The sequence below is a fragment of the Amycolatopsis sp. WAC 01416 genome (assembly GCF_003947485.1).
In the GTDB taxonomy this organism is placed as follows: Bacteria; Actinomycetota; Actinomycetes; order Mycobacteriales; family Pseudonocardiaceae; genus Amycolatopsis.
On record NZ_QHHX01000003.1, the window covers coordinates 150,998 to 170,824 of the forward strand.

Annotated in this window: 23 protein-coding genes; 8 read left to right on the plus strand and 15 right to left on the minus strand. The window is 70.3% G+C overall.

What is annotated here, in order from left to right; all coding sequences use genetic code 11:
* Nucleotides 1–53: 53 nt before the first annotated feature.
* Together DL990_RS10590 and DL990_RS10595 are read right to left on the minus strand one after the other, a co-directional pair.
* Nucleotides 54–1,703 (minus strand): serine/threonine-protein kinase, encoded by a 1,650-nt coding sequence (locus DL990_RS10590; RefSeq protein WP_255431340.1) that lies wholly within the window; start codon nt 1,701–1,703, stop codon nt 54–56.
* Nucleotides 1,704–1,835: 132 nt separating this feature from the next.
* Nucleotides 1,836–2,522, minus strand: coding sequence for a TVP38/TMEM64 family protein (locus DL990_RS10595; RefSeq protein WP_125780348.1), 687 nt, complete (start codon nt 2,520–2,522; stop codon nt 1,836–1,838).
* Nucleotides 2,523–2,546: 24 nt separating this feature from the next.
* On the opposite strand from DL990_RS10595, the gene DL990_RS10600 reads away from it, so the two are divergent.
* From DL990_RS10600 to DL990_RS10615, 4 genes are all read left to right on the plus strand, one after another.
* Entirely contained in the window at nt 2,547–3,104 is a 558-nt protein-coding gene (locus DL990_RS10600; RefSeq protein ID WP_125798568.1) for a GNAT family N-acetyltransferase, read from the plus strand.
* A 19-nt stretch (nt 3,105–3,123) separates the two neighbouring features.
* Nucleotides 3,124–4,143 (plus strand): DNA polymerase domain-containing protein, encoded by a 1,020-nt coding sequence (locus DL990_RS10605; protein ID WP_125798569.1) that lies wholly within the window; start codon nt 3,124–3,126, stop codon nt 4,141–4,143.
* 259 nt (nt 4,144–4,402) lie between these two features.
* Nucleotides 4,403–4,795 carry a DUF6221 family protein gene (locus DL990_RS10610; protein ID WP_125780354.1) on the plus strand — a complete coding sequence of 131 codons (393 nt, stop codon included), beginning with the start codon at nt 4,403–4,405 and terminating at the stop codon, nt 4,793–4,795.
* Between the two features lie 7 nt (nt 4,796–4,802).
* On the plus strand, nt 4,803–5,843 hold the full coding sequence (locus DL990_RS10615) for an LLM class flavin-dependent oxidoreductase (RefSeq protein ID WP_125798570.1): 1,041 nt from the start codon (nt 4,803–4,805) through the stop codon (nt 5,841–5,843).
* 42 nt (nt 5,844–5,885) lie between these two features.
* Here DL990_RS10615 and DL990_RS10620 read toward each other — a convergent pair whose 3' ends face one another.
* Nucleotides 5,886–7,487, minus strand: a complete 1,602-nt coding sequence (locus DL990_RS10620) for a CdaR family transcriptional regulator (RefSeq protein ID WP_125798571.1) — start codon at nt 7,485–7,487, stop codon at nt 5,886–5,888.
* A 128-nt stretch (nt 7,488–7,615) separates the two neighbouring features.
* Here DL990_RS10620 and pruA point away from each other — a divergent pair, with 128 nt between their 5' ends.
* Together pruA and DL990_RS10630 are read left to right on the plus strand one after the other, a co-directional pair.
* Nucleotides 7,616–9,244, plus strand: a complete 1,629-nt coding sequence (pruA, locus tag DL990_RS10625) for an L-glutamate gamma-semialdehyde dehydrogenase (RefSeq protein ID WP_125798572.1) — start codon at nt 7,616–7,618, stop codon at nt 9,242–9,244.
* An 18-nt stretch (nt 9,245–9,262) separates the two neighbouring features.
* Nucleotides 9,263–10,192: a proline dehydrogenase family protein gene (locus DL990_RS10630; protein WP_125798573.1), complete on the plus strand. Its 930-nt coding sequence runs from the start codon at nt 9,263–9,265 to the stop codon at nt 10,190–10,192.
* 87 nt (nt 10,193–10,279) lie between these two features.
* On the opposite strand, the gene DL990_RS10635 is transcribed toward DL990_RS10630, so the two are convergent.
* A complete protein-coding gene (locus DL990_RS10635; protein WP_125780364.1) occupies nt 10,280–10,639 on the minus strand; it encodes a co-chaperone YbbN in 360 nt (119 codons plus the stop codon).
* Nucleotides 10,640–10,729: 90 nt separating this feature from the next.
* Between DL990_RS10635 and DL990_RS10640 the strand changes: the two genes are divergently transcribed.
* Complete coding sequence (locus tag DL990_RS10640) at nt 10,730–10,972, plus strand: DUF2630 family protein (RefSeq protein ID WP_125780366.1); 243 nt, start codon at nt 10,730–10,732, stop codon at nt 10,970–10,972.
* A 211-nt stretch (nt 10,973–11,183) separates the two neighbouring features.
* Here the strand turns inward: DL990_RS10640 and DL990_RS10645 are convergent, their stop codons facing one another.
* The 10 genes from DL990_RS10645 to DL990_RS10690 form a co-directional block, all read right to left on the minus strand.
* Nucleotides 11,184–12,749 (minus strand): alpha/beta hydrolase, encoded by a 1,566-nt coding sequence (locus DL990_RS10645; protein ID WP_125798574.1) that lies wholly within the window; start codon nt 12,747–12,749, stop codon nt 11,184–11,186.
* 71 nt (nt 12,750–12,820) lie between these two features.
* Entirely contained in the window at nt 12,821–13,900 is a 1,080-nt protein-coding gene (locus tag DL990_RS10650; protein ID WP_125798575.1) for an ATP-dependent DNA ligase, read from the minus strand.
* 28 nt (nt 13,901–13,928) lie between these two features.
* Nucleotides 13,929–14,516 (minus strand): alkaline shock response membrane anchor protein AmaP, encoded by a 588-nt coding sequence (gene amaP, locus DL990_RS10655; protein WP_125798576.1) that lies wholly within the window; start codon nt 14,514–14,516, stop codon nt 13,929–13,931.
* Nucleotides 14,513–15,049: a DUF6286 domain-containing protein gene (locus DL990_RS10660; protein WP_125780374.1), complete on the minus strand. Its 537-nt coding sequence runs from the start codon at nt 15,047–15,049 to the stop codon at nt 14,513–14,515. The genes amaP and DL990_RS10660 overlap by 4 nt, the downstream gene beginning before the upstream one ends.
* Nucleotides 15,050–15,237: 188 nt before the next feature.
* Nucleotides 15,238–15,594 (minus strand): Asp23/Gls24 family envelope stress response protein, encoded by a 357-nt coding sequence (locus DL990_RS10665; RefSeq protein WP_125780376.1) that lies wholly within the window; start codon nt 15,592–15,594, stop codon nt 15,238–15,240.
* The gene (locus DL990_RS10670) at nt 15,591–15,767 is read right to left on the minus strand and encodes a hypothetical protein (RefSeq protein WP_005157087.1); all 177 of its coding nucleotides are present in this window, start codon (nt 15,765–15,767) and stop codon (nt 15,591–15,593) included. Before DL990_RS10670 ends, DL990_RS10665 begins: the two co-directional genes overlap by 4 nt.
* Nucleotides 15,767–16,216 (minus strand): Asp23/Gls24 family envelope stress response protein, encoded by a 450-nt coding sequence (locus DL990_RS10675; protein ID WP_125780378.1) that lies wholly within the window; start codon nt 16,214–16,216, stop codon nt 15,767–15,769. Before DL990_RS10675 ends, DL990_RS10670 begins: the two co-directional genes overlap by 1 nt.
* Nucleotides 16,217–16,349: 133 nt before the next feature.
* On the minus strand, nt 16,350–16,775 hold the full coding sequence (locus DL990_RS10680; RefSeq protein ID WP_125780379.1) for a hypothetical protein: 426 nt from the start codon (nt 16,773–16,775) through the stop codon (nt 16,350–16,352).
* Nucleotides 16,775–17,332 carry an RNA polymerase sigma factor gene (locus DL990_RS10685; RefSeq protein ID WP_125798577.1) on the minus strand — a complete coding sequence of 186 codons (558 nt, stop codon included), beginning with the start codon at nt 17,330–17,332 and terminating at the stop codon, nt 16,775–16,777. The genes DL990_RS10680 and DL990_RS10685 overlap by 1 nt, the downstream gene beginning before the upstream one ends.
* Entirely contained in the window at nt 17,329–18,075 is a 747-nt protein-coding gene (locus tag DL990_RS10690) for a pyrimidine reductase family protein (protein ID WP_125798578.1), read from the minus strand. Before DL990_RS10690 ends, DL990_RS10685 begins: the two co-directional genes overlap by 4 nt.
* A gap of 98 nt (nt 18,076–18,173) precedes the next feature.
* Between DL990_RS10690 and zapE the strand changes: the two genes are divergently transcribed.
* Nucleotides 18,174–19,208, plus strand: a complete 1,035-nt coding sequence (gene zapE / locus DL990_RS10695) for a cell division protein ZapE (protein WP_125798579.1) — start codon at nt 18,174–18,176, stop codon at nt 19,206–19,208.
* On the opposite strand, the gene DL990_RS10700 is transcribed toward zapE, so the two are convergent.
* Nucleotides 19,162–19,770, minus strand: coding sequence for a phosphatase PAP2 family protein (locus DL990_RS10700; RefSeq protein WP_125798580.1), 609 nt, complete (start codon nt 19,768–19,770; stop codon nt 19,162–19,164). The two genes, zapE and DL990_RS10700, sit on opposite strands and share 47 nt — an antisense overlap.
* Between the last annotated feature and the right edge of the window lie 57 nt (nt 19,771–19,827).

The following is a 19,827-nucleotide window of genomic DNA, read 5'->3' on the forward strand; positions in this document are numbered from 1 at the left end:
ATCGGCGATTGGCCTACCACCAGCGAGGCGGGTCTCACCACCGCCACGCTGCGTCAGTTGCCGAGTACTCGCGTGTCGGCGTCGATGAAGTACTGCCCGCCGACCTGGACCACGCGCAGCGCCGGACGCGGGCCGCCGTTGATCGTGATGTTCATGTCGATCGATCCGTCGGGGTTCCCGCCGCCGCTGTCTGCTCGCGCCTTCTCCGAGCCGGTGACCTTGTGAGCGGCCCAATAATCGGTGAAAGCCTGCTCCGATCCGTACACGGCCTTCGCGGCGTCAGTGAGCTTGTTCCAGCTCGCGGACGTGCCGATCTTGCCCGTGTCGAAGAAGTCCAGAAGGAAGGTGCCCACGCTCGAGTAGCTCGTGACCTTTTCGCTCGGGGTCTTACCCAAGCCCGCCGGCGCGGGACGCGACGAAGACGGGGCACTCGACTTGGGCGCGGACACGCCGGGCTGTGGGTTCGCCCCGGTGTTGTCGCCCGCCTGGTTGTTGGCGCCGTTGCCCGAATTCAGCGCCAGGAACACGATCACGGCGATCACCACGACCGCGGCACCGGCGCCGGCGAACAGGACGGCCTTGCGTTTGGCGTCGGTCGGCTTCGCCGGGGACGGCCGCATCGGGGCGGCCGCGGACGGCGGCGGGCTCATCGCGGCGACCGGCCGCGGCGGCGTGTTCGGCGGGGCGGACGGCGAGCGCATCGGGATGAAGGCGGCCGTCGGCGTGTGCGTCTTGGTGGGCGGAGGAGCCGTCGCGGCGGACTGCGCCGGCCTGTCGGTCCGCTGCCACGGCGGCCGGTCTCCGCCGGGGATGCCGTGCCCCGGGGTGTCGGGCACGGCGGGCTGTCTACCGCCGCCCGCTCCGAAGAGCCGCGGCGACGCCGCCGTGCCCGCGGCGGATTCGCTCGCCGCCAGCGCGGCGAGGCGCTCACAGGCTTCGGCCATGGTCGGGCGTTCGGTCGGCTCGGTGCGCAGGAGGCTCATCAGCAGCGCCGTCGCGGGGCCCGCCTGCTGCGGCGGGTTGATCTGCCCGTTCGCGGCCGCGTACAGCAGCGCCAGCTGGTTGGAGCTGTTCCCGTACGGGGTCTGGCCCTCGATCGCCTGGTAGAGCGTCGCGCCGAGCGCGAAGACGTCGGAGCTGGGCACCGGGTCCGAGCCGCGCGCCAGCTCGGGCGCGAGGTACGCCGGAGTGCCGCCGATCAGGCCGGTCTGGGTGAGCGTCATGTCACCGGCGGCGCGGGAAATGCCGAAGTCGGTGATCTTCGCGGTACCGGCCTCGTCGATCAGGATGTTGCCCGGTTTGACGTCACGGTGCACGATCCCGGCGCGATGCGCGGCGACCAGCGCCGACGCGACCTGCTCGCCGATCTTCGCGACGCGTCCCAGCGGCAGCGTGCCTTCCTCGGAGATGATCGCCGAGAGGCTCGGGCCGTTCAGGTACTCCATCACCAGGCAGGGATCGCCGCCGTGCTCGGCGATGTCGAACACCACGATCGCGTTCGGATGCTGGAAACGGGCCGCGTTCTTCGCCTCGCGCATGGCGCGCTGGCGCATGTTGTCGCGTTCGGCCTCGGAGACACCCGGCTGCGGGAGGATCTGCTTGACCGCCACCGAGCGCTCGAGGCGGACATCGATGGCACGCCAGACCACCCCCATGGCACCGCTACCAATTTGCTCGACCAGGCGGTAGTGCCCAGCGATCAGCTGACCGGTGTCGATGGCGACTGCTCCTGACACATTCTTTGACGAACACATCCCGGGTGATGGTGGCGTTACGCGACCTGACAGGTCCCGCGCACCCGATCGAGTGTAGCGGGCGGCGGTTTCGGCTCCCCGTCAGCTCGCCGGTGCGGAGGCGGGCAATTCTTCCTCATCGCTCGTTCCGGGCATCGGACGGGCTTTCCGCCGGAAGACCTTGAGTAACCCGATGGCCCCCGCCGCGGCGAACACGGCGTAACAGATCAGCAGGGCGGGCGGGGTTTCCCCGGTCAGCGCGTCGCCGAGGACGACGACCGCGATCGTGCCGGGGAGGCTGCCGAGCGCGGTCCCGATCAGATACGGAGCGAAACGAACCGATGACACTCCGCACAGGTAACTGAACGGAGCGAACGGCACCATCGGGATCAGCCGCAAGGAGGTGATCGCCAGCACCCCGCCGTCGGAAAGCCGGTCGTTGACCGCGCGAACCTTCGCCCGGTGCAGGTGCCGGGTGACCAGATCGCGGCCGAGTGCTCTCGAAAGGGTGAACGAGAGCGCGGAGGCGACGATGGTCGCCAGGATGCCGACGACGATGCCCGTCGTGGCACCGAGCAACAGCCCGCCCGCCAGGTTGAACACGGTGCGGGGGATCGGCGCGACCGTCAGTACCGAATAGACCAGGAAGAACACCAGCGGAGTGGCCGGGCCGGTCTCGGCGGCCCAGGCGCGGAGCCCGGCCGGGCTCGGGATCGGCAGCAGGACCGCGGCCGCCACGAAGAGGGCGAGCACGGTGAGCGCGAGGATTAATTTGGTACGGCCGGACACTGCGTCAACCGTACGGTATCCGCCGTGATCGATACCGAGGCGCTGCGGACGCAGCCCGAACTCACCGGCGAGAACGTCGTGCTCACCCAGCTCGACGAGACGTACTTCGAGACCGCGTGGAAAGCCCTGCAAGAGCCGGAATCCATCCGGCTGACCGGCACCCACGCCCAGTTCACCCCCGAGCAGATCCGGGACTGGCTGGCCGGACGGCCGGGGCTCGACGATCGCGCGGATTACGCGATCGTGCGCAAGGGCGACCGCGTGCACGTCGGCGATCTGGCGCTCACCGACGTCGACAAGGACAACCGCTCCGGGGCCTTCCGGATCGCGCTGAACGGCCCGGAGTTCTTCGGCAAGGGCTACGGCACCGAGGCGACCAAGCTGCTCCTGGACTACGCGTTCGACGTCGTCGGCCTGCACCGTGTCTCGCTCGAGGTCTTCGACTACAACCCGCGAGCCCAGCGTGCGTACGAGAAGGCCGGGTTCGTCCGTGAAGGGCTCCAGCGGGAAGCGCTGTGGTGGGACGGCGAGTGGCATGACGTCATCACGATGGCCGTTCTGGGGACCGATCCCCGGCCCTGATCGGCGATACGGTGTGCGCATGCCCAAGAACGGTGAGCCGATCGAGGTCGAGGCAGGCGAGCGCAAGGTCCGGGTGTCCAGCCCGGACAAGGTGTACTTCCCGGCCAGGGGGATCACCAAGCGCCAGGTGGTGGAGCACTACGTCGCGGTCGGCGAGCCGCTGCTGCGCGCGATCGGGGAGCGGCCGACGACGCTGAAGCGCTATGTCGACGGCGTCGAGGGCGACTGGTTCTACGCCAAGCGCGTGCCGAAGGGCGCCCCGGAGTGGGTGGAGACCGCGAAAATCACCTTCCCGTCGGGCCGGACTGCGGAGGAGGTCTGCCCGACCGAACCCGCGGTGTTCGCCTGGGCGGCGAACCTGGGCACCTTCGACTTCCACCCGTGGCCGGTGCGGCGGCCCGACGTCGACCATCCCGACGAACTCCGCATCGACGTGGACCCGCCCGACGAGGCCGGGTTCTCCGACGCGGTCGAGGTCTCCGCCGTGGTGCGTGAGGTCCTCGATTCGGCGGGGCTGGTGGGCTACCCGAAGACCTCGGGTGGCCGCGGTGTGCACGTCCTGGTGCGGATCCGGCCGGAGTGGGACTTCATCGACGTCCGGCACGCGGTGATCGCGCTGGGCCGCGAGGTCGAGCGCCGGATCCCGGAGAAGGCGACCATCGCGTGGTGGAAGGAAGAACGCGGCGGCCGGGTGTTCATCGACTACAACCAGGCCGCGCGTGACCGCACGGTGGCGTCGGCCTGGTCGGTCCGCGGCACTCCGCGCGCGACGGTGTCGATGCCGCTCACCTGGGACCTGCTGACCGAAGTGGACCCGGACGACTTCGACGTCCTCACCGCGGGTGCCTTCTACGGAGAGCGCGGTGACCTGCACGCGCCGATGGACGAGCGGGCGTTCGGCATCGAGACCCTGCTGGAGTGGTACGCGCGGGACGAACGCGACCATGGTCTCGGCGAGATGCCGTATCCGCCGGACTACCCGAAGATGCCGGGCGAGCCTAAGCGCGTCCAGCCCAGCAAGGCGCGGGACGACACTTAGGCCTTCGGCTTTCGCGACCCGGGAACGCGTTTCGTGACGACCTGTGCGTTCTCGGTCACCGATTCGTACCCGCGATGGTTTCTTCCTTCTTTTTGCTCGCAGTGTGATTGCGCTTTCGTGTCGATCGAGAAACCAGTCACCGTCACGCGGTGGATCGATACGAGACTGTGTGACGCACGGGACCCGGCCGTAACGCCGGGCTTCCTGCCAGCGACATTTCCCTCCGAACACTAGGCTGGGGGAGGACGAAGGAGTACCCGTGGACGACCTGATCGCCTTTCTCGCCGCGCGTGTGGGGCAACGCCAGGCGTTGATCATGCAGGCGGTCAAGAAAACCGAGATCAACGAATCGCTCAATCGTGGTGAGACCAAGGTCGTCATCGAAAAGAAGATCCGTTCGATGAACGACATCGAACTCGACACGGTCAACCAGATGATCAACGAGATCGAGGCGACCCGGCGGCTCCTGCAGGCGCACCGCACCACGGTTTCCGAGAAGGTCCCGGGGTTCCCCTTGTACGGCAACGAGTACTGGTGCGAGACGTGCCACGTCCCCGCCGACGAGGCCGGGACGAACTGGTGCCTCACCCTGCGGCTGCTGGCACTGCCGCACGCCGATCACCCGGACTACAGCGAGCGCTGGCGCCCCTGATCGGGGAATGCCCGCCGGGTCCGGTCGCGTTGACCCGAGGGTGATCACGCTTTCGGTACTGGACCGGTCCCCGACCCGCCGCGGCGGCGACGCGCCTCGCGCCTTGCGGGACACGGTCGCCTTCGCGCGGGACATCGAAGCACTGGGCTATCACCGGTTCTGGGTCTCGGAACATCACAGCGTGCCCGGCGTCGCCGGCTCGGCGCCCACGGTGCTGGCGGCCGCGGTCGCCTCGGCGACGGAACGGATCCGGGTCGGCACCGGTGGCGTGATGCTGCCGAACCACCGGCCGCTCGTGGTCGCGGAACAGTTCGGTGTGCTCGAATCGCTCTTCCCCGGCCGGATCGACATGGGGCTGGGCCGCTCGGTCGGGTTCACCGGCGGCGTCCGGCAGGCGCTCGGGCACGAGAAGGACGACGCCGACCGCTTCGGCGACCAGGTCCGGGAACTGCTGGGCTTCCTCACGGGCGACCAGACCGCGTATCCGGGCGTGCACGCCATTCCCGCGGAAGGCCTGCGCGTGCCCGCCTTTCTGCTGGCCACCGGTGCCGGGGCGAAGCTGGCCGCGGAACTGGGGCTGCCGCTGGTGATCGCGCCGGTCCGGGGAGAAGGGCCGTTGCTCGAAGCCATCGAGGGCTATCGCTCCGGCTTCCGGCCTTCGACGCAGGCTTCGCGACCGTATGTCGTGGTGTCCACGGCGATCGCGGTCGCCGAGACGGCCGAACGGGCGCGCCGGTTGCTGATCCCCGAAGCGTGGTCGACCGTCTACTCGCGCACGCACGGCGTGTTCCCGCCGCTTTCGCCAGTGGAGGAGATCCTCGCCGGGCCGCTGTCGGACCGCGATCGGGAGCGGCTGGACCGGGCGCTCGACGGTCAGCTCGCCGGCACCCCCGACGAGGTGGCTGACCGGCTCGCCGACCTCGTCGCGAAGACCGGCGCCGACGAGATCCTGGTGACCACCAGTACTTTCGACCAGGCGGAGCGGCTGGACTCCTATCGTGGACTGGCCGAGGTCGCGGGATTACGCAGCCTCGCCGCCGTGTCGTGACTCCGCGCCGCAAGTAGGTGACTAATTGCGGGTGGGAAAACCCTAGAGGCGCAACAGAAGCTGGGTGAGCATGCGCTGCGCGGGGTCGTCCAGATCGATGCCGGACACCTCGCCGGCGCGGCGCACCCGGTAGCGGACCGTGTTCGGATGGATGTTCAGCTCGCGCGCCGCCTTCCGGACGTCGCCGAAAGCGTCGAGGTAGGCCAGTACCGCGGGCACCAGAATGCCGCCGTGCTCGGCGTCGTGCGCGACCAGTTCGGCCAGCCGCGGATCGCGGATCCTCGGTTGCTCGCTCAGGAAAGCGAGCACCTCCGAGAGCAGGACCTCGGCGCGGACGTCGGCCAGCGAGGCGACGTCCGCTGTCCCGTGCCCGCGCGCCATCGTCGCCAGCACGCGGTCGGCGTCGCCACGCGACGCCGCCGCGTCGGAGAGACGCGGCACGACACCGCCCAGCGCCGCGCGCACCCGGACGTCGAGATGACGCTGCGCGGTGCCGACGATTTCCTTGGCCAGCGCCAGGATCCGTGTCTCGGCGTGCTCGGGGAGGTCGGGAAGGAGCGCGTAGACGCGGCCGCCGATCACACTCACCAGCGCGCTCCGCCGGTACGCGGCGGTGTGCACGGTGATCAGGTGCACCAGCTCCGCCCGGCGCAGCTGCCGGTCGGTCGCGGCGCGGTCTCGGGGGAGCGAGAACCCCAGTACCATCGCGGGTTTCCCGGGATCCGCGCCGATGTCGTCGGCGACGGATTCCACGTCGAGACGGCCGTCGAGCAGGCCGGCCAGCAGATCTTCGCGCAACCGGAGTTCCGGGCTGGGCAAGGTCCGGTGCCGGATCAGCCGCGGCGCGAGCGCCCGGCTCGCGCCGAGCAAGGCGACTTCCGCGCTTTCGGTGAGCGGATGCGCGCCCTCCTGGACCCAGATGGTGCCGAGCGGCTGCGACCCGGCGTGGATGCCTGCCGCGATCCGCCGCCGGATGCCGAGATCGGGCCGCTCGTCGATGCGGACGATGCCCTCCCCGGCGCGAAGCCGCTGGTAGACCCCCCATTCGCGCAGCATCGCGAGATACCGTTCCGGACCTTCGCGGCCGAGGATCGAGAGCCTGCGCAGTTCGTCCACCTCGTCGCCCGCCCGCGAGTAGGCCAGGACGCGACTGGCGGTGTCCTCGATGCTGACGAGGCCACCGGTCAGCGTCGCGATGGTCTGCGCGAGCGAGAACAGGTCGCCGAGCACCTCGCCGCTGTCCGCCTCGCCACCCGCGCGGGCCGCGTCGACGACGCCCCTGGCCAACGCCTCGACCTGCTCCCAGCGTGCTTCGTGGCCGACCTCGATCAGCGCGATCCCCGCGTCGGCCGCGACGTGCACCACGGCCATGCCGTTCTTGACCGCGACGGCGGCCGCGCCGGACCGTCCCGCCGCCCGGATCGCCCCCGCGGCGGAGCGTCCGCGAGCGCCGATCACCAGGACGAGGTCACCCGGATGGGCGTCGGGCGGATCCTCCGGATCGTGGATGACGACGTCGTCCACGCCGACGCCGAGCCCGTTCGGCGCCGCGAGCACCCTGACCAGCGGTTCCCCGAGCGTGGCGAGAACGTGCCGCAGGGAGGCGCCAGGGGTTGTCTGAGTGGTCAGGGAGGACACCGTCATCACCGATTAGGCCGATCGGACAAGATGGTCACCCTGATTCTAGCCAGTCGAACAAGCCGTTGGCGCGCTGTCCGGTCTACCGTTCGGGGTGAGACCTCTACCCGGCGAAGTGCAGTCAGGAGCAGTCAGTGGACGCCGTGACCCAGACCCCCGCCCCGAAGAACGAGCCGGTGCTGAACTACGCACCGGGCAGCGCTGAGCGCGCTGAAATCGAGGGCGCGCTCAAGTTGCTGGGCAACGCCGACCCCATCGACATCACCGCGACGATCGGTGGTGAGCAGCGCAAGGGCGGCGGCGAGAAGATCGACGTCGTCCAGCCGCACAACCACAAGGCGGTGCTGGGCGTCATCCACAGCGCGACCGCGCAGGACACCCACGACGCGATCGCCGCGGCCAAGGCCGCCGCCCCCTGCTGGCGCGCGCTGTCCTTCGACGACCGCGCCGCGATCATCCTGCGTGCCGCCGACCTGCTGGCCGGCCCGTGGCGTGCCAAGCTGAACGCCGCCACCATGCTCGGCCAGTCGAAGACCGCCTTCCAGGCCGAGATCGACTCCGCCTGCGAGCTGATCGACTTCTGGCGGTTCAACGTCGCCTTCGGCCGTCAGATCCTCGCCGAGCAGCCGGTCAGCTCGCCCGGTATCTGGAACCGGATGGAGCACCGCCCGCTCGAGGGCTTCGTGTACGCCATCACCCCGTTCAACTTCACCGCGATCTCCGGCAACCTGCCGACCGCGCCCGCGCTGATGGGCAACGTCGTGCTGTGGAAGCCGTCGCCGACGCAGAGCTACGCCGCGCACATGCTGATGCGGCTGCTCGAAGAGGCCGGTATGCCGCCGGGTGTCATCAACCTGCTCCCGGGTGACGGCAAGGCCGTCTCCGAGGTCGCCCTGACCCACCGCGACCTGGCCGGCATCCACTTCACCGGTTCCACCGCGACCTTCCAGCACCTGTGGGCCACCGTCGGCGCCAACATCTCCGGCTACCGCACGTACCCGCGCCTGGTCGGCGAGACCGGCGGCAAGGACTTCGTGCTCGCGCACGCCTCCGCTGACGTCGATATCCTGCGCACCGCGCTGATCCGCGGCGCCTTCGAGTACCAGGGCCAGAAGTGCTCGGCCGCGTCCCGCGCCTACGTCCCGCGTTCGCTCTGGGCGAGCCTGAAAGACGAGCTGGTCTCCGAGACCGAAGCCATCACCTACGGCGACGTCAACGACCTGGACAACTTCGGTGGCGCCGTGATCGACCGCCGCGCCTTCGACAAGCACGCGGCCGTGTTGAAGAGCGCCGCCGAGGACGCCGAGATCGACGTCATCGCCGGTGGCACCGCGGACGACAGCGTCGGCTACTTCGTGCGCCCGACGATCCTGGTTTCGGACAACCCGGAGCACGAGATCTTCCGCACCGAGTACTTCGGCCCGATCCTCGCGCTGCACGTCTATGAGGACGAGGACTTCGACAAGGTCCTGAAGCTGGTGGACGAGACCGCCGACTACGCGCTCACCGGCGCGGTCATCGCGAACGACCGCACGGCCGTCGCGAAGGCGGCCGAGGCGCTGCGCTTCGCCGCCGGCAACTTCTACGTCAACGACAAGCCGACCGGTGCGGTCGTCGGCCAGCAGCCCTTCGGCGGTGCCCGCGCTTCCGGCACCAACGACAAGGCCGGTTCGGTGTTCAACCTGCTCCGCTGGACGAGCCCCCGCTCGATCAAGGAGACCTTCGTCCCGCCCACCAGCGTCCGCTACCCCCACCAGGGCTGAGTTCTCCAGGAGTCCGTGATGTTGCGTGCCCCGTTGCTCGCCGCCGCCCGATCCCGGCGGATGCGCAAGCTGGTCGAGGTCGTCCCCGCCACCCGATCGGTGGTGAGCCGGTTCGTCGCCGGTTCGAAGACGCCCGACGCCGCCCGGGTGGTCCGCGAACTGCCCGACGACGGCCTCCGGGTCACCCTCGACCACCTCGGCGAGGACACCACCGACGCCGAGCAGGCCGCGACGACCGTCCGCGCCTACGAGGAACTGCTGACCGCGCTCGCGGCCGACGGCCTCGCGTTCGGCGCGGACGTCTCGGTGAAGCTCTCCGCGGTCGGCCAGTTCCTGCCCGCCGAAGGCGAGAAGGTCGCGCTGGAGAACGCCCGCAAGATCTGCGCGGCGGCCGAAGCGGTCGGTGCCACGGTGACCCTCGACATGGAGGACCACACCACCACCGACTCGACGCTGGGCATCCTCAAGGAACTGCGCACCGAGTACCCCTGGGTCGGCGCGGTGCTGCAGGCCTACCTGCGGCGGACCGAACAGGACTGCCGCGACCTGGCGACCGAGGGTTCCCGCGTGCGGCTGTGCAAGGGCGCGTACGCCGAACCCGAAGAGGTCGCGTTCCAGGACAAGTCCGAAGTGGACAAGTCCTACGTGCGCTGCCTGAAGATCCTCATGCAGGGCAAGGGTTATCCGATGGTCGCCTCGCACGACCCGCGGATGATCGCGATCGCCGAGAAGCTCGCGATGGACGCGGACCGCAAGGCGGACGACCACGAGTTCCAGATGCTGTACGGGATCCGTCCCGAAGAGCAGCGCCGGATCGCGGGCGATGGCAAGACGATGCGCGTCTACGTCCCCTACGGCGACGAATGGTACGGCTATTTCATGCGCAGGCTGGCGGAACGCCCGGCGAACCTGGCGTTCTTCCTGCGCGGACTCGCCACCCGGGGCTGACCCGGCCCCCGGTGGCACTGTCCCGCTGAAAGACAAAGGGGCCCTACCCGGCGAAACCCGCCGGGTAGGGCCCCTTCTCCATGCTCGTCAGGCCTCCTGGGCCGCCTCTTCCTTGAGCTTGTCCATGTCGATGTCGCGCGCCTGCTGGATGAGGTCCTCCAGTGTCTTCTCCGGGAGCGCGCCCGGCTGCGCGTAGATGACCGTCTTGTCGCGGATCACCGCGAGCGTGGGGATCGAACGCACGTCGAAGGCCGCGGCCAGCTGCTGCTCGGCCTCGGTGTCGACGCTCGCGAAAACGATGTCGTCGTGATTGCCCGACACCTTCTCGTAGGTCGGCGCGAACTGGCGGCACGGCATGCACCAGCCCGCCCAGAAGTCGATGATCACGAAGTCGTTCTCCGACACGACCTGATCGAAGTTGGCGGCGGTCAGCTCCACTGTGCTCATGCCCGGCGTAACGAATCGGGCGCTACGCGCATTCCCGCGATTGCGCGTAGCGTCTCGGATGGAGCAACCCAGGTTTCGCAGGAGGCGCAGATGGCCGACGGTGACATCCTCAGCCGCATCGACGAGCTGGTCAGCGAGGAGCACGAACTCCGTTCGCGGGCGATCGGCACCGGGCTGAGCTCGGACGACCGGTCCCGGCTCGCGAGTGTGGAAGAGCAGCTGGACCAGTGCTGGGACCTGCTGCGGCAGCGGCGGGCGCGCGTGGAGTTCGACGAGGATCCGGACCAGGCTTCGGCACGGCCGATCGCCGAGGTGGAGTCTTACCGGCAGTAGCGGGCAGCCCCAACGCGGGTCAGGCCGGGCAGAGGGTCCCGGCGCGTGCAATGAAGGACGCTTTCATAGCAAAATTTGCTATGAAAGCGTCCTTCATTGCACGGGGTGGCCGGAGCGGTGGTGCGCACGTTGCGAAAGCCACTTTCGCAACCCTCAAGGTTGCGAAAGTGGCTTTCGCAACGTGCGGGGCTGGGTGCCGCGCCCTTCAGGCTCAGGCCGGGCAGAGGGTCCCGTCGACCGGCGCCTTCCCGTCGATCAGGAACGCCCGCGTCGCGTCCGCGACACACGGCGAGAGGCTCAGCGCCCCGTGCCCGGCGCCCTGCCAGGTGATCGTCACCGCGCTCGGCATCTGGTCGGCGGCCCGGCCGGTGCCCTGCTCCGGCGTGACCGGGTCGGTCGCGGTGCCCGCGACGAGGATCGGCGGCGCGCCCGGGGCTCCGGCGGGCGGGAGCGGTTCGCGGCGCACGGGCCACGGGCTGCACCACGCCAGTTGCTGGGCGGCGAACACACCGAACTGCGGGTGCTTGTCGCGCAGGGTCGTGGTCGCGCGCGTGAGTTCTTCGGCCGAGAGCCGGGTCGCGCTGTCATTGCATTTGGTCGCGATCGTGCCGTCCAGCCGCGACGGCCGCGCACGGGAATCCTTCAGCACGGGTTCGGCGAACGTGGCCAGCGGTGTGACGTCGCCGGTCTGCGCGGTCTTGAGCGCTTCCGCCAGTTCGACCCAGCGTGAGCGCTGCGCGAGCCCGGAGTAGATGGCGTACATCGCGATCCCCGGCGTGATCTGCGCGCCGTCGGTGGTCGTCGCGGGGGCGGAGCGGAGCCGGTCCGCGACGGCGGTCACGGCCGAACGGGCGTCACCGATCGGGCAGCCCCTCGCGATGCAGTCGGCGCCGAACGCGTCGAGGGTGGCCTGCGCGCTCGCGGCGACGGACTCCTGTACGGCCGCGGCGTCGGGTGCCGGGTCGGGCAGGCCGTCGAGCATCATGCGGCCGACCTGTGCGGGGAACCGCACGGCGTATTCGGCGAGGACCTTCGAGCCGTCACCGCGGCCGAGCGCGTGCAGCTTGTCCAGCCCCAGTTGCTTCCGGAGTTCTTCGAGGTCGCCGGCGGCGCGCCAGCTGTCCATCGCGACCTGCGAGTCGTCCAGTTCGATGGCGCACTGCTGACCCGCCCGGCGCGCCGCGTCGACGACGCCTTCGAGGTCGCCCGCGGCCGGGTCGCCGCCGAGCAGGGCCGTGCGGATCTCCGCCGGGATGCACTGCACCGGCGCGGACGTCCCCGTCCCGCGCCGGTCCACACCGATCAGGGAGAACTTCTGCAGGAACTCGGGCGGCAGCGTCGCGGCCAGCCGCGCGGCGTACAGCGAGCCCGGCTCACCGTCGACGTCGTTGACCACGGCGAGCGGGATCGGCCCGCCGCCGGTCTTGACCACCGACAGCCGCGACAGGCCGCGGCCGGGCAGGTCCGGCGCGTCGAGCGTGGTGGGCACCCTGGCGCAGGAGAACTTCAGCGTGTCCGGCACGGACGGCTGGCCCAGCCGCTGCCGGGTCGCCTCGTCGCAGTCCTCCCAGTTGATCGACGGCGACCGTGGTTCGGTGAGCGGCGGCAACGGCACCTGCTGCGCCGTCGTCGTGCCGCCGGGGTCGGGTTTGCCGTCGTTGTCGATCACCGCCGGCCGTACCGATGGCCCGGCGGTGCAGCCCGCGAGCACGGCCGTGACCAGGGTCGTCATCAGGATCAGCCGTGGCCTGCGGCGGACGGTGCTGGCGGGGCGCACGGGCTGGTCCTCACTTTCCGGGCATGACAAAGCTCGTGGACGAGCTTCGCAGGTGACGTGTCAGGCCCCGGTTAGCGGGTGCGTTTCACTTCGCCCCGGAACACCGCGTCCAGGTCGTAGCGGGCGACCTCGTCGAGCTGGGCGTAGGTGCAGGAGTCCGGTTCGCGGTCGGGACGCCAGCGTTTGAACTGCGCGGTGTGACGGAACCTCGACGGGTATCCGCCTTCCGTGTGCTCGTAGCCGACCTCGACAACCTTCTCCAGCTTCAGCGGCACCCACGGGGCTTCCTTGGACTTCCACCGGGTGATCCCGCCGGGGATCCGCTGCTTCTCCCGCACGTTGTCACCCAGCCAGGGGTGATCGGCGCCGTCGGTGATCAGCGGCGCCAGCTCCTCGGCCAGTTCACGCCGCCGGGTGACCGGGAACGAGCCGACGACGCCGGGATGGTGCAACACGCCGTTCTCGTCGTAGAGCCCGAGCAGGAACGAGCCGACCATCTCACCCGGTTCGCCGTCGACGTGCCAGCGCAGCCCCGCGAGCACGCAGTCGGCGGTGCGCGAGTGCTTGTACTTCAGCAGCACGCGTTTGCCGGGGCTGTACGGCTCGTCGAGCGGTTTGCCGATGACGCCGTCGAGCCCAGCGCCCTCGAACAGTTCGAACCAGTGCCGCGCGATCGCCGGATCCGAAGTGGCGGGAGTCAGGTGGATGCCGTCGGAGGCCAGCTTCTCCAGCCGCTCCCGTCGCTTCGACGTGGGTTCGTCCAGATAGGACTTGTCGCCGAGTGCCAGCAGATCGAACGCGACGAACTCCGCCGGGGTCTGTTCCGCCAGCAGCTTGATCCGGCTTTCGGCCGGGTGGACCCGGTCGGTGAGCGCGTCGAAGTCCAGCTTCCCGTCCCGGGCGACCACCAGTTCGCCGTCCAGCACGATCCGCTCGGGCAGCGCGGCCTTCAGCCGCTCGACGACCTCGGGGAAGTACCGGTTGAGCGGCTTCTCCGAGCGCGATTGCAGCGTCAGCTCGTCACCGTCGCGGAACACCAGGCAGCGGTACCCGTCCCATTTCGGCTCGAACAGCAGCCCGCCGGAATCGGGGATCGCCTTCGCCGGTTTGGCGAGCATCGGTTTGACCGGCGGTGTCAACGGAAGCGGCATGACGGTCATTCTTGCCGTATCGACGCGGTCAGCGCACCCGTTGCGGTGCCGCCGTGTCGAGTTCGATCCGGACGGCGGTCGGCAGCACGTCGACCCCGAGCGATTCCCGCGCGCGGGCCAGCACCGTGCTGTCGAGCTGCTCCCAGACCCGTTTCAGGTCGGTGCCCTCGCTCAGCCAGAGCGTGATCCGCAGCGCCGGGTTCTCCTTGTCGCCGACCGCGCGGACCCTGGCGCGTCCGACCCCGTCGACGGTCTCGGCGTCGGCGCGGACGGCCTCGGAGATGGCCGAAGAGGTCACCACGAGGTCTTCGTCGAGTTCGAGGTCCGGACGGCCTTCCGGGCGCAGCGACCGGAAGAACCACCACAGTCCCAGCCACAGCAGGAGGACGCCGAGCACGATGGCACCGATCCGGGCGGCGAGCGCGTGCTGGGACAGCCAGTCGAGGGCGATCGGGTCGACGAGCGGCCGGTTCGCGCGGTGCGTGCCGAGCCATCCCGCGCCGACCACGACCACCGCGGCCCCGCCGAGCAGCACGAGGAGTCCGATGAGGACGGTCAGGGTGCGTTCCGTGCCGGTGGACCGGCCGAGTGCCTTGGCGGAGACCGAACGGGTCATCGGCGGTCCTTCGGGGAGTCGACGACGACCGACACCTTCGGCCGCCGCACCAGGGGGACGTCTTCGAGCAGACCGGTGACCGTCTCCAGCAGCCGCGGTCGCAGCTCGCCTTCGGTTTCCAGCCTGCTCGTCGCGCGGACACGGATCTTCTTGGCGGTGGCGGTGACCTTCGCACCCGCGACGTTTTCCTGCGCGCGCACGGTCACGCCCACCAGCCTCGCCAGTGAACGCGGCGAGGTGGTCACGCTGACTTCGTTCGCCGGATCGGTCAGCCGGATGGCGCGCCGCCCCGCCGAGGCCGCCGCCAGGATCAGCAGCAGCCCCACGACCGCGACGGCGATCGCGAGGTACCGGACCGACGAAGCGTTCCAGGACAGTTCCGCGAGCCTGTCGCGCCAGCCGTCCCACGGGACGAACAGCGGTCCGCGCCCCGGCCGCCACCAGCCCCAGCCGACCTCCAGCGCCAGCAGGACCCCGGCGGCGGCCAGTGCCAGCCCGATCAGGGCGGACAGCAGGCGGACGAACAAACGCATACCGGTGCTCCTTTAGCTGTCTGGGTGAACCCGCGTCCGCGATCGACGTCGGCAGGGCGCGACCTGGTCTTCCAAGTCGCGCCAGGTGCCAAAGGCGCCCTGCCACCGCGATAGCGGGGCCTTCGGCCGGGCGGGTTCACGCGTTTGGCCATGATCCGGACACAAATTCAGCTCCGCCAACGGGCGCGCTAGCGGACGCGGGGCGCGATGTCGGGCAGGAGCGCGGAGACCGTCACCGAGACGTCCCGGACCCGGTACGAGGTGATCCGCTCGACCTCCTCGGTGACCCTGGTGCGCAGATCGCCGACGATCCGCCGCACCGGCGCCGGATAGTGCAAAGCCACGTCCAGCACGAGGTCGACGTCGTTGCCCTCACCGCCGACCTTCGCGCTCGCGCCGTGGGTCCCCAGCCCGAGCCCGGCGATCCGCCGCTCGGCGCGGGTGGTCCCGTCGACCTGGTCCGCGGCGTGCTGCGCGATCTTGCGGACCACGGCGGGCGCGATGGTGAGGGTGCCGCGATCCTCCGGTTCGGGCGGGACGGTCATTTGTCGCGGCCCCGGCCGAACAGATCGCCGAGGTCGAGTTCGCCGTCGAGCACCCGGCCGAGGACGAGGCCGATGACGCCGACGGCCAGCGTCACCAGGAACGCGGTGAACCCCTGGGTCGCGGCGAGGCCGAGGATGAGGCCGGCGAGCAGGCCGGTCTGGGTCCCGTTCATCACTCGACCCGCGAGGTCTCGGTCTCGCCGCCGTTCTCGTCGGGCAGGTGGATGTCGTTGACCGCGATGTTGACCTCGATCACCTCGAGGCCGGTGATCTGCTCGACCTGGCCGATCACGTTGCGGCGCACCGCCCGCGCGACGTCGACGATGCGCGCGCCGTACTCGACGACCACGTCGAGGTCGATCGCCGCCTGCTTCTCGCCGACCTCGACCGAGACACCGGACGTGGTGACCGTGCCGGAACCGGGGATGCGCTCACGGATCGCGCCGAAGGCCCGCGAGACCCCGCCGCCGAGCGCGTGGATCCCGGTCACCTCGCGGGTGGCGAGCCCCGCCACCTTCTGCACCACCACCGACGAGATCGTGGTCTTGCCGGCGGCTCCTTCCTCGTTGAGGGACGACCCCGTGACCAGGGTGTCGGGCTTGCTCGCGCTCGGCTGCGCCATGAAGTTCGCTCCTTCTCGGCCTGTGCCGCGCGACCTGCGCGCGCGGCGCTCCCTACGCTCTCACCGACCTGGACACGCGCGCATGCCGAGCCGTCACGCGATGTCCCCCGAATGGGGTAATCAGTTCCGGGATTCAGTCGGGGTGCACGTCGACGACGTGCACGTTGATCGCGGGCGGAGCCGACCCGAGCTGGCCGGTCAGTGCCGCGCCGACCCGGCGGCGCAGGACGTCCGCGACCGTCGCTTCGACGCCGAACCGGATGGTGACCAGCACCTGCAGCACGTCCTCTTCGAGTGCGACGGCCGAAACGTGGACCCCGCCGAGGTCACGGCCGATCTCGGCGGCGAGCTTCCTGGTCATCAGCACCAGCGCCCGTTCCGACACCTGGGTCTTGCCGCCGGCCGAAGGCAGGTCGAGCGGGGCGGTGGTGTGCTTGCCGCGGACGCCGCCGACCGAGCGGAGCACCCGTTCGACGAGTCCCGGCGGCGTCGGCACCGGACGGCTCGCGGCGGCGCGCACCTGCTCCCACCGGGGGTCCTCACGCGGATCCTCGCTCATCACCGTTCCCCGGATCGGAAGTTGTCACCGAGTTTCGCCAGCAGCGCGACCCTGGCGCGGTGCAGGCGGGCGCGCAAAGCGGGCACGCTGACTTCCAGAACCTCGGCCACCTCGTCGTAGGTCATCCCCTCGAATTCTCGCAGAATCAGCGGGATCCGCTGGCCGACGTCCAGTTCGGCGCTCGCGCGCAGCACCGTGCCGACCTGCTCGGCGCTCACCACGTGACCCTCCGGACCAGGCACGACACCCGCGTCGCCCTCGTCGAGCGGCACGGTCGGTTTCCGCCGCCGGACCTGCCCGAGCGCGCCGTTCGTCGTCACCCGGTAGAGCCAGGTGGACACCGCGGACTCGAACCGGAACCGGGGCAGCGCGCGCCACGCGGAGAGCCAGGCCTCCTGGACGACGTCCTCGGCTTCCGACGTGCTGCCGGTGATCCGCAGCGCCACGCGGTACATCCTGGCCGTGTGCCGCCGGACCAGGGAGTCGAAGGCGCCGTGGTCCCCGGCGGCGGCGCGGGCAACCAGTTCTTCGTCCGAAACCGGCGCGGCCTCGTTCACCCGCTCTCCCGGCGGCGATAGCGCAGCATGGTGAAGCCGTCTTCGAAGAGCGCGGACGCGAGGTCCATCCGGCGCGGTTCCGGGGCAGGACGGCCGTGGGCGATCCGGCTCTCGCCCGCGCCGGCCAGCAGCGGGGCGACGGTCAGGCACAACTGGTCGACGAGGTCGGCCGCGATCAGGTCGGCGAACAGCGTCGGCCCGCCCTCGCAGTCGACCCGGCGCAGCCCGCGCTCACCCAGCAGGTCGAGCGCCCGGTGGAGGTCGACGTCCTCGACTCCCGCGACGTGCACCTCGGCCCCAGCACGCTCCAGCGCGGCCCGCGGCGCCTTCTCGGTGGTGATGACGATCGGCGGGACCTTGGTGTCGGTGAACAACGGGCCCTCGGGGTCGAGTTCACCGGAACGGGTCACCACCGCGATCGGCGGGACCTCGGACAGCCCGAGCGAGACCCGGCGGGCCGCGCGTTCGGGACTGACGCGCGCACCGCGGTAGCCCTCGGCGCGTGCCGTGCCGGCACCGACCAGGATCACGTCGGAAAGCAGTCGCCCCAGCAGGAAGATCCGTTTGTCCGCGGGGTGCGAAAGCCCCTCGGACAGCTCGTCGACCGCCGCGGCGCCGTCGGCGGAGCTGACGAAGTTGACCTGGACCCAGGGACGGGTCAGGCCTTCCGGGTACCCGTAGAGCCGCTCGAGGTCTGCGTCGGAGACGGGTTCCGCCGGTGTCGTTGGCCACAAAAGCTGCACACCGACATCCCAGCACGCGTCCGACGGCACCGCTGAGCGGGGGATACGCCCGGCCAGGGAGGGTGAACGGCCGACGCCGGTGCCGTTACCCTCGGCGAATGCCCGCCCGCCTGATCGATCGCCGTCCGGAGCTGTCCGCCGAGGAGCTGATCACCGCGCTCGTCCCGCCGCCCCGGTTCGACGCGGTCCGGTTCTCCACCTACGTGCCCAACCCGGACGAGCCGAGCCAGGCCGAGGCCGTCGTCACCTGTGGCGCGTTCGCGAAGCGCGTGGCGGAGGCGTCGAACCGGAAGCCGAAGTCGAAGCTGCGCGCGTTGTTCGGCGGCGGGGACGAGGCGCCGTCCGGACCGATGGGGCTCTATCTCGACGGCGGTTTCGGCGTCGGCAAGACGCACCTGCTCGCTTCGACGTGGCACGAGACTCCGTCGCCCAAGGCGTACGGGACCTTCGTGGAGCTGACCCACCTCGTCGGCGCCCTGGGTTTCGCCGAGGCGGTGCGGCGGCTCTCCGAACACCGGTTCCTGGCGATCGACGAGTTCGAACTCGACGACCCCGGCGACACCATGCTCGTCACCCGGCTGCTGCAGGAGCTCATCTCGGCGGGCGTCTTCGTGGCGGCGACCTCCAACACGCTGCCGGACAAACTCGGCGAGGGCCGCTTCGCCGCGACGGACTTCCTGCGCGAGATCCAGTCGCTGTCCGCCCGGTTCGGCGTCTGCCGGGTCGACGGCCCGGACTATCGCCACCGCGGCCTGCCGGACGCGCCGCCGCCCGCGACCGCGGAGGAGCTGGAAGCCTCCGCCGCCACCCATCCCGAGTCCACTGTGGACGATTTCGACGCGTTGTGCGAACACCTCGGCGGGTTGCACCCTTCGCGCTACGGCAGGCTTCTCGACGGCGTGACCCGGGTGCATCTGCGCGACATCCACCCGGTTCCCGACCAGAACGTCGGACTGCGGCTGGTCGCCTTCGCCGACCGGCTCTACGACCGCGCGATCCCGCTGGTGGTGTCGGGCGAGCCGGTGCCGGACCTGTTCACCGAGGAGATGGTGAACGGCGGCTACCGCAAGAAGTACCTGCGAGCCGTCAGCCGTCTGACGGCACTGGCGCGCGACGCCGTGCAGCCCAGGTGAGCAGCACCCACGTCGCGCAGACGGTCGCGACGGCGAACAGCGTGCCGCCCACCACGTCGGTCAGGTAGTGGTAGCCGAGGCCGATCATGCCGATCGTGACCCCGCCGAGCACCACCGCGCCCACGACCGCGATGGCGGCCGTCGCGACCCCGGGGCGGGCGAGCAGGACTAGCACGGTCAGCACCGCGACCAGCGCGACGGTATGCCCGCTCGGGTAGGCGAGGTAGGTGTACTTCCAGCGGTCGAAGAGCGGTTTGAGCACCCAGGTGTTCGCGAGGATCGCGACGAGCGGGCCCACGATGGTCAGCACCGCTTCGAGCCGTCGCCCGCCGATCAGGCAGAGAACGGCGGCGAGGACCGCGACCGGGATGAGGACGTAGGCCTCGGTCGGCAGCACCAGTAGCCGGAGAAGGCCGGTGTCGCGGCCGAAGCTGCGCTCCACCCACTTGACGGCGAGCTCGTCGGGGCCGGAGAGGCCTTCGCCCGAGACCAGCATCCCGAGCACGACCATGATCACCGCGCAGGTGACCGCGACCAGCCCGTACGGCGCTCTTCCGCTCATCCGGCGAGATTACGGGACGGGTGATCAGTCACCATGCAGGGACGGCTCGCGAGGACG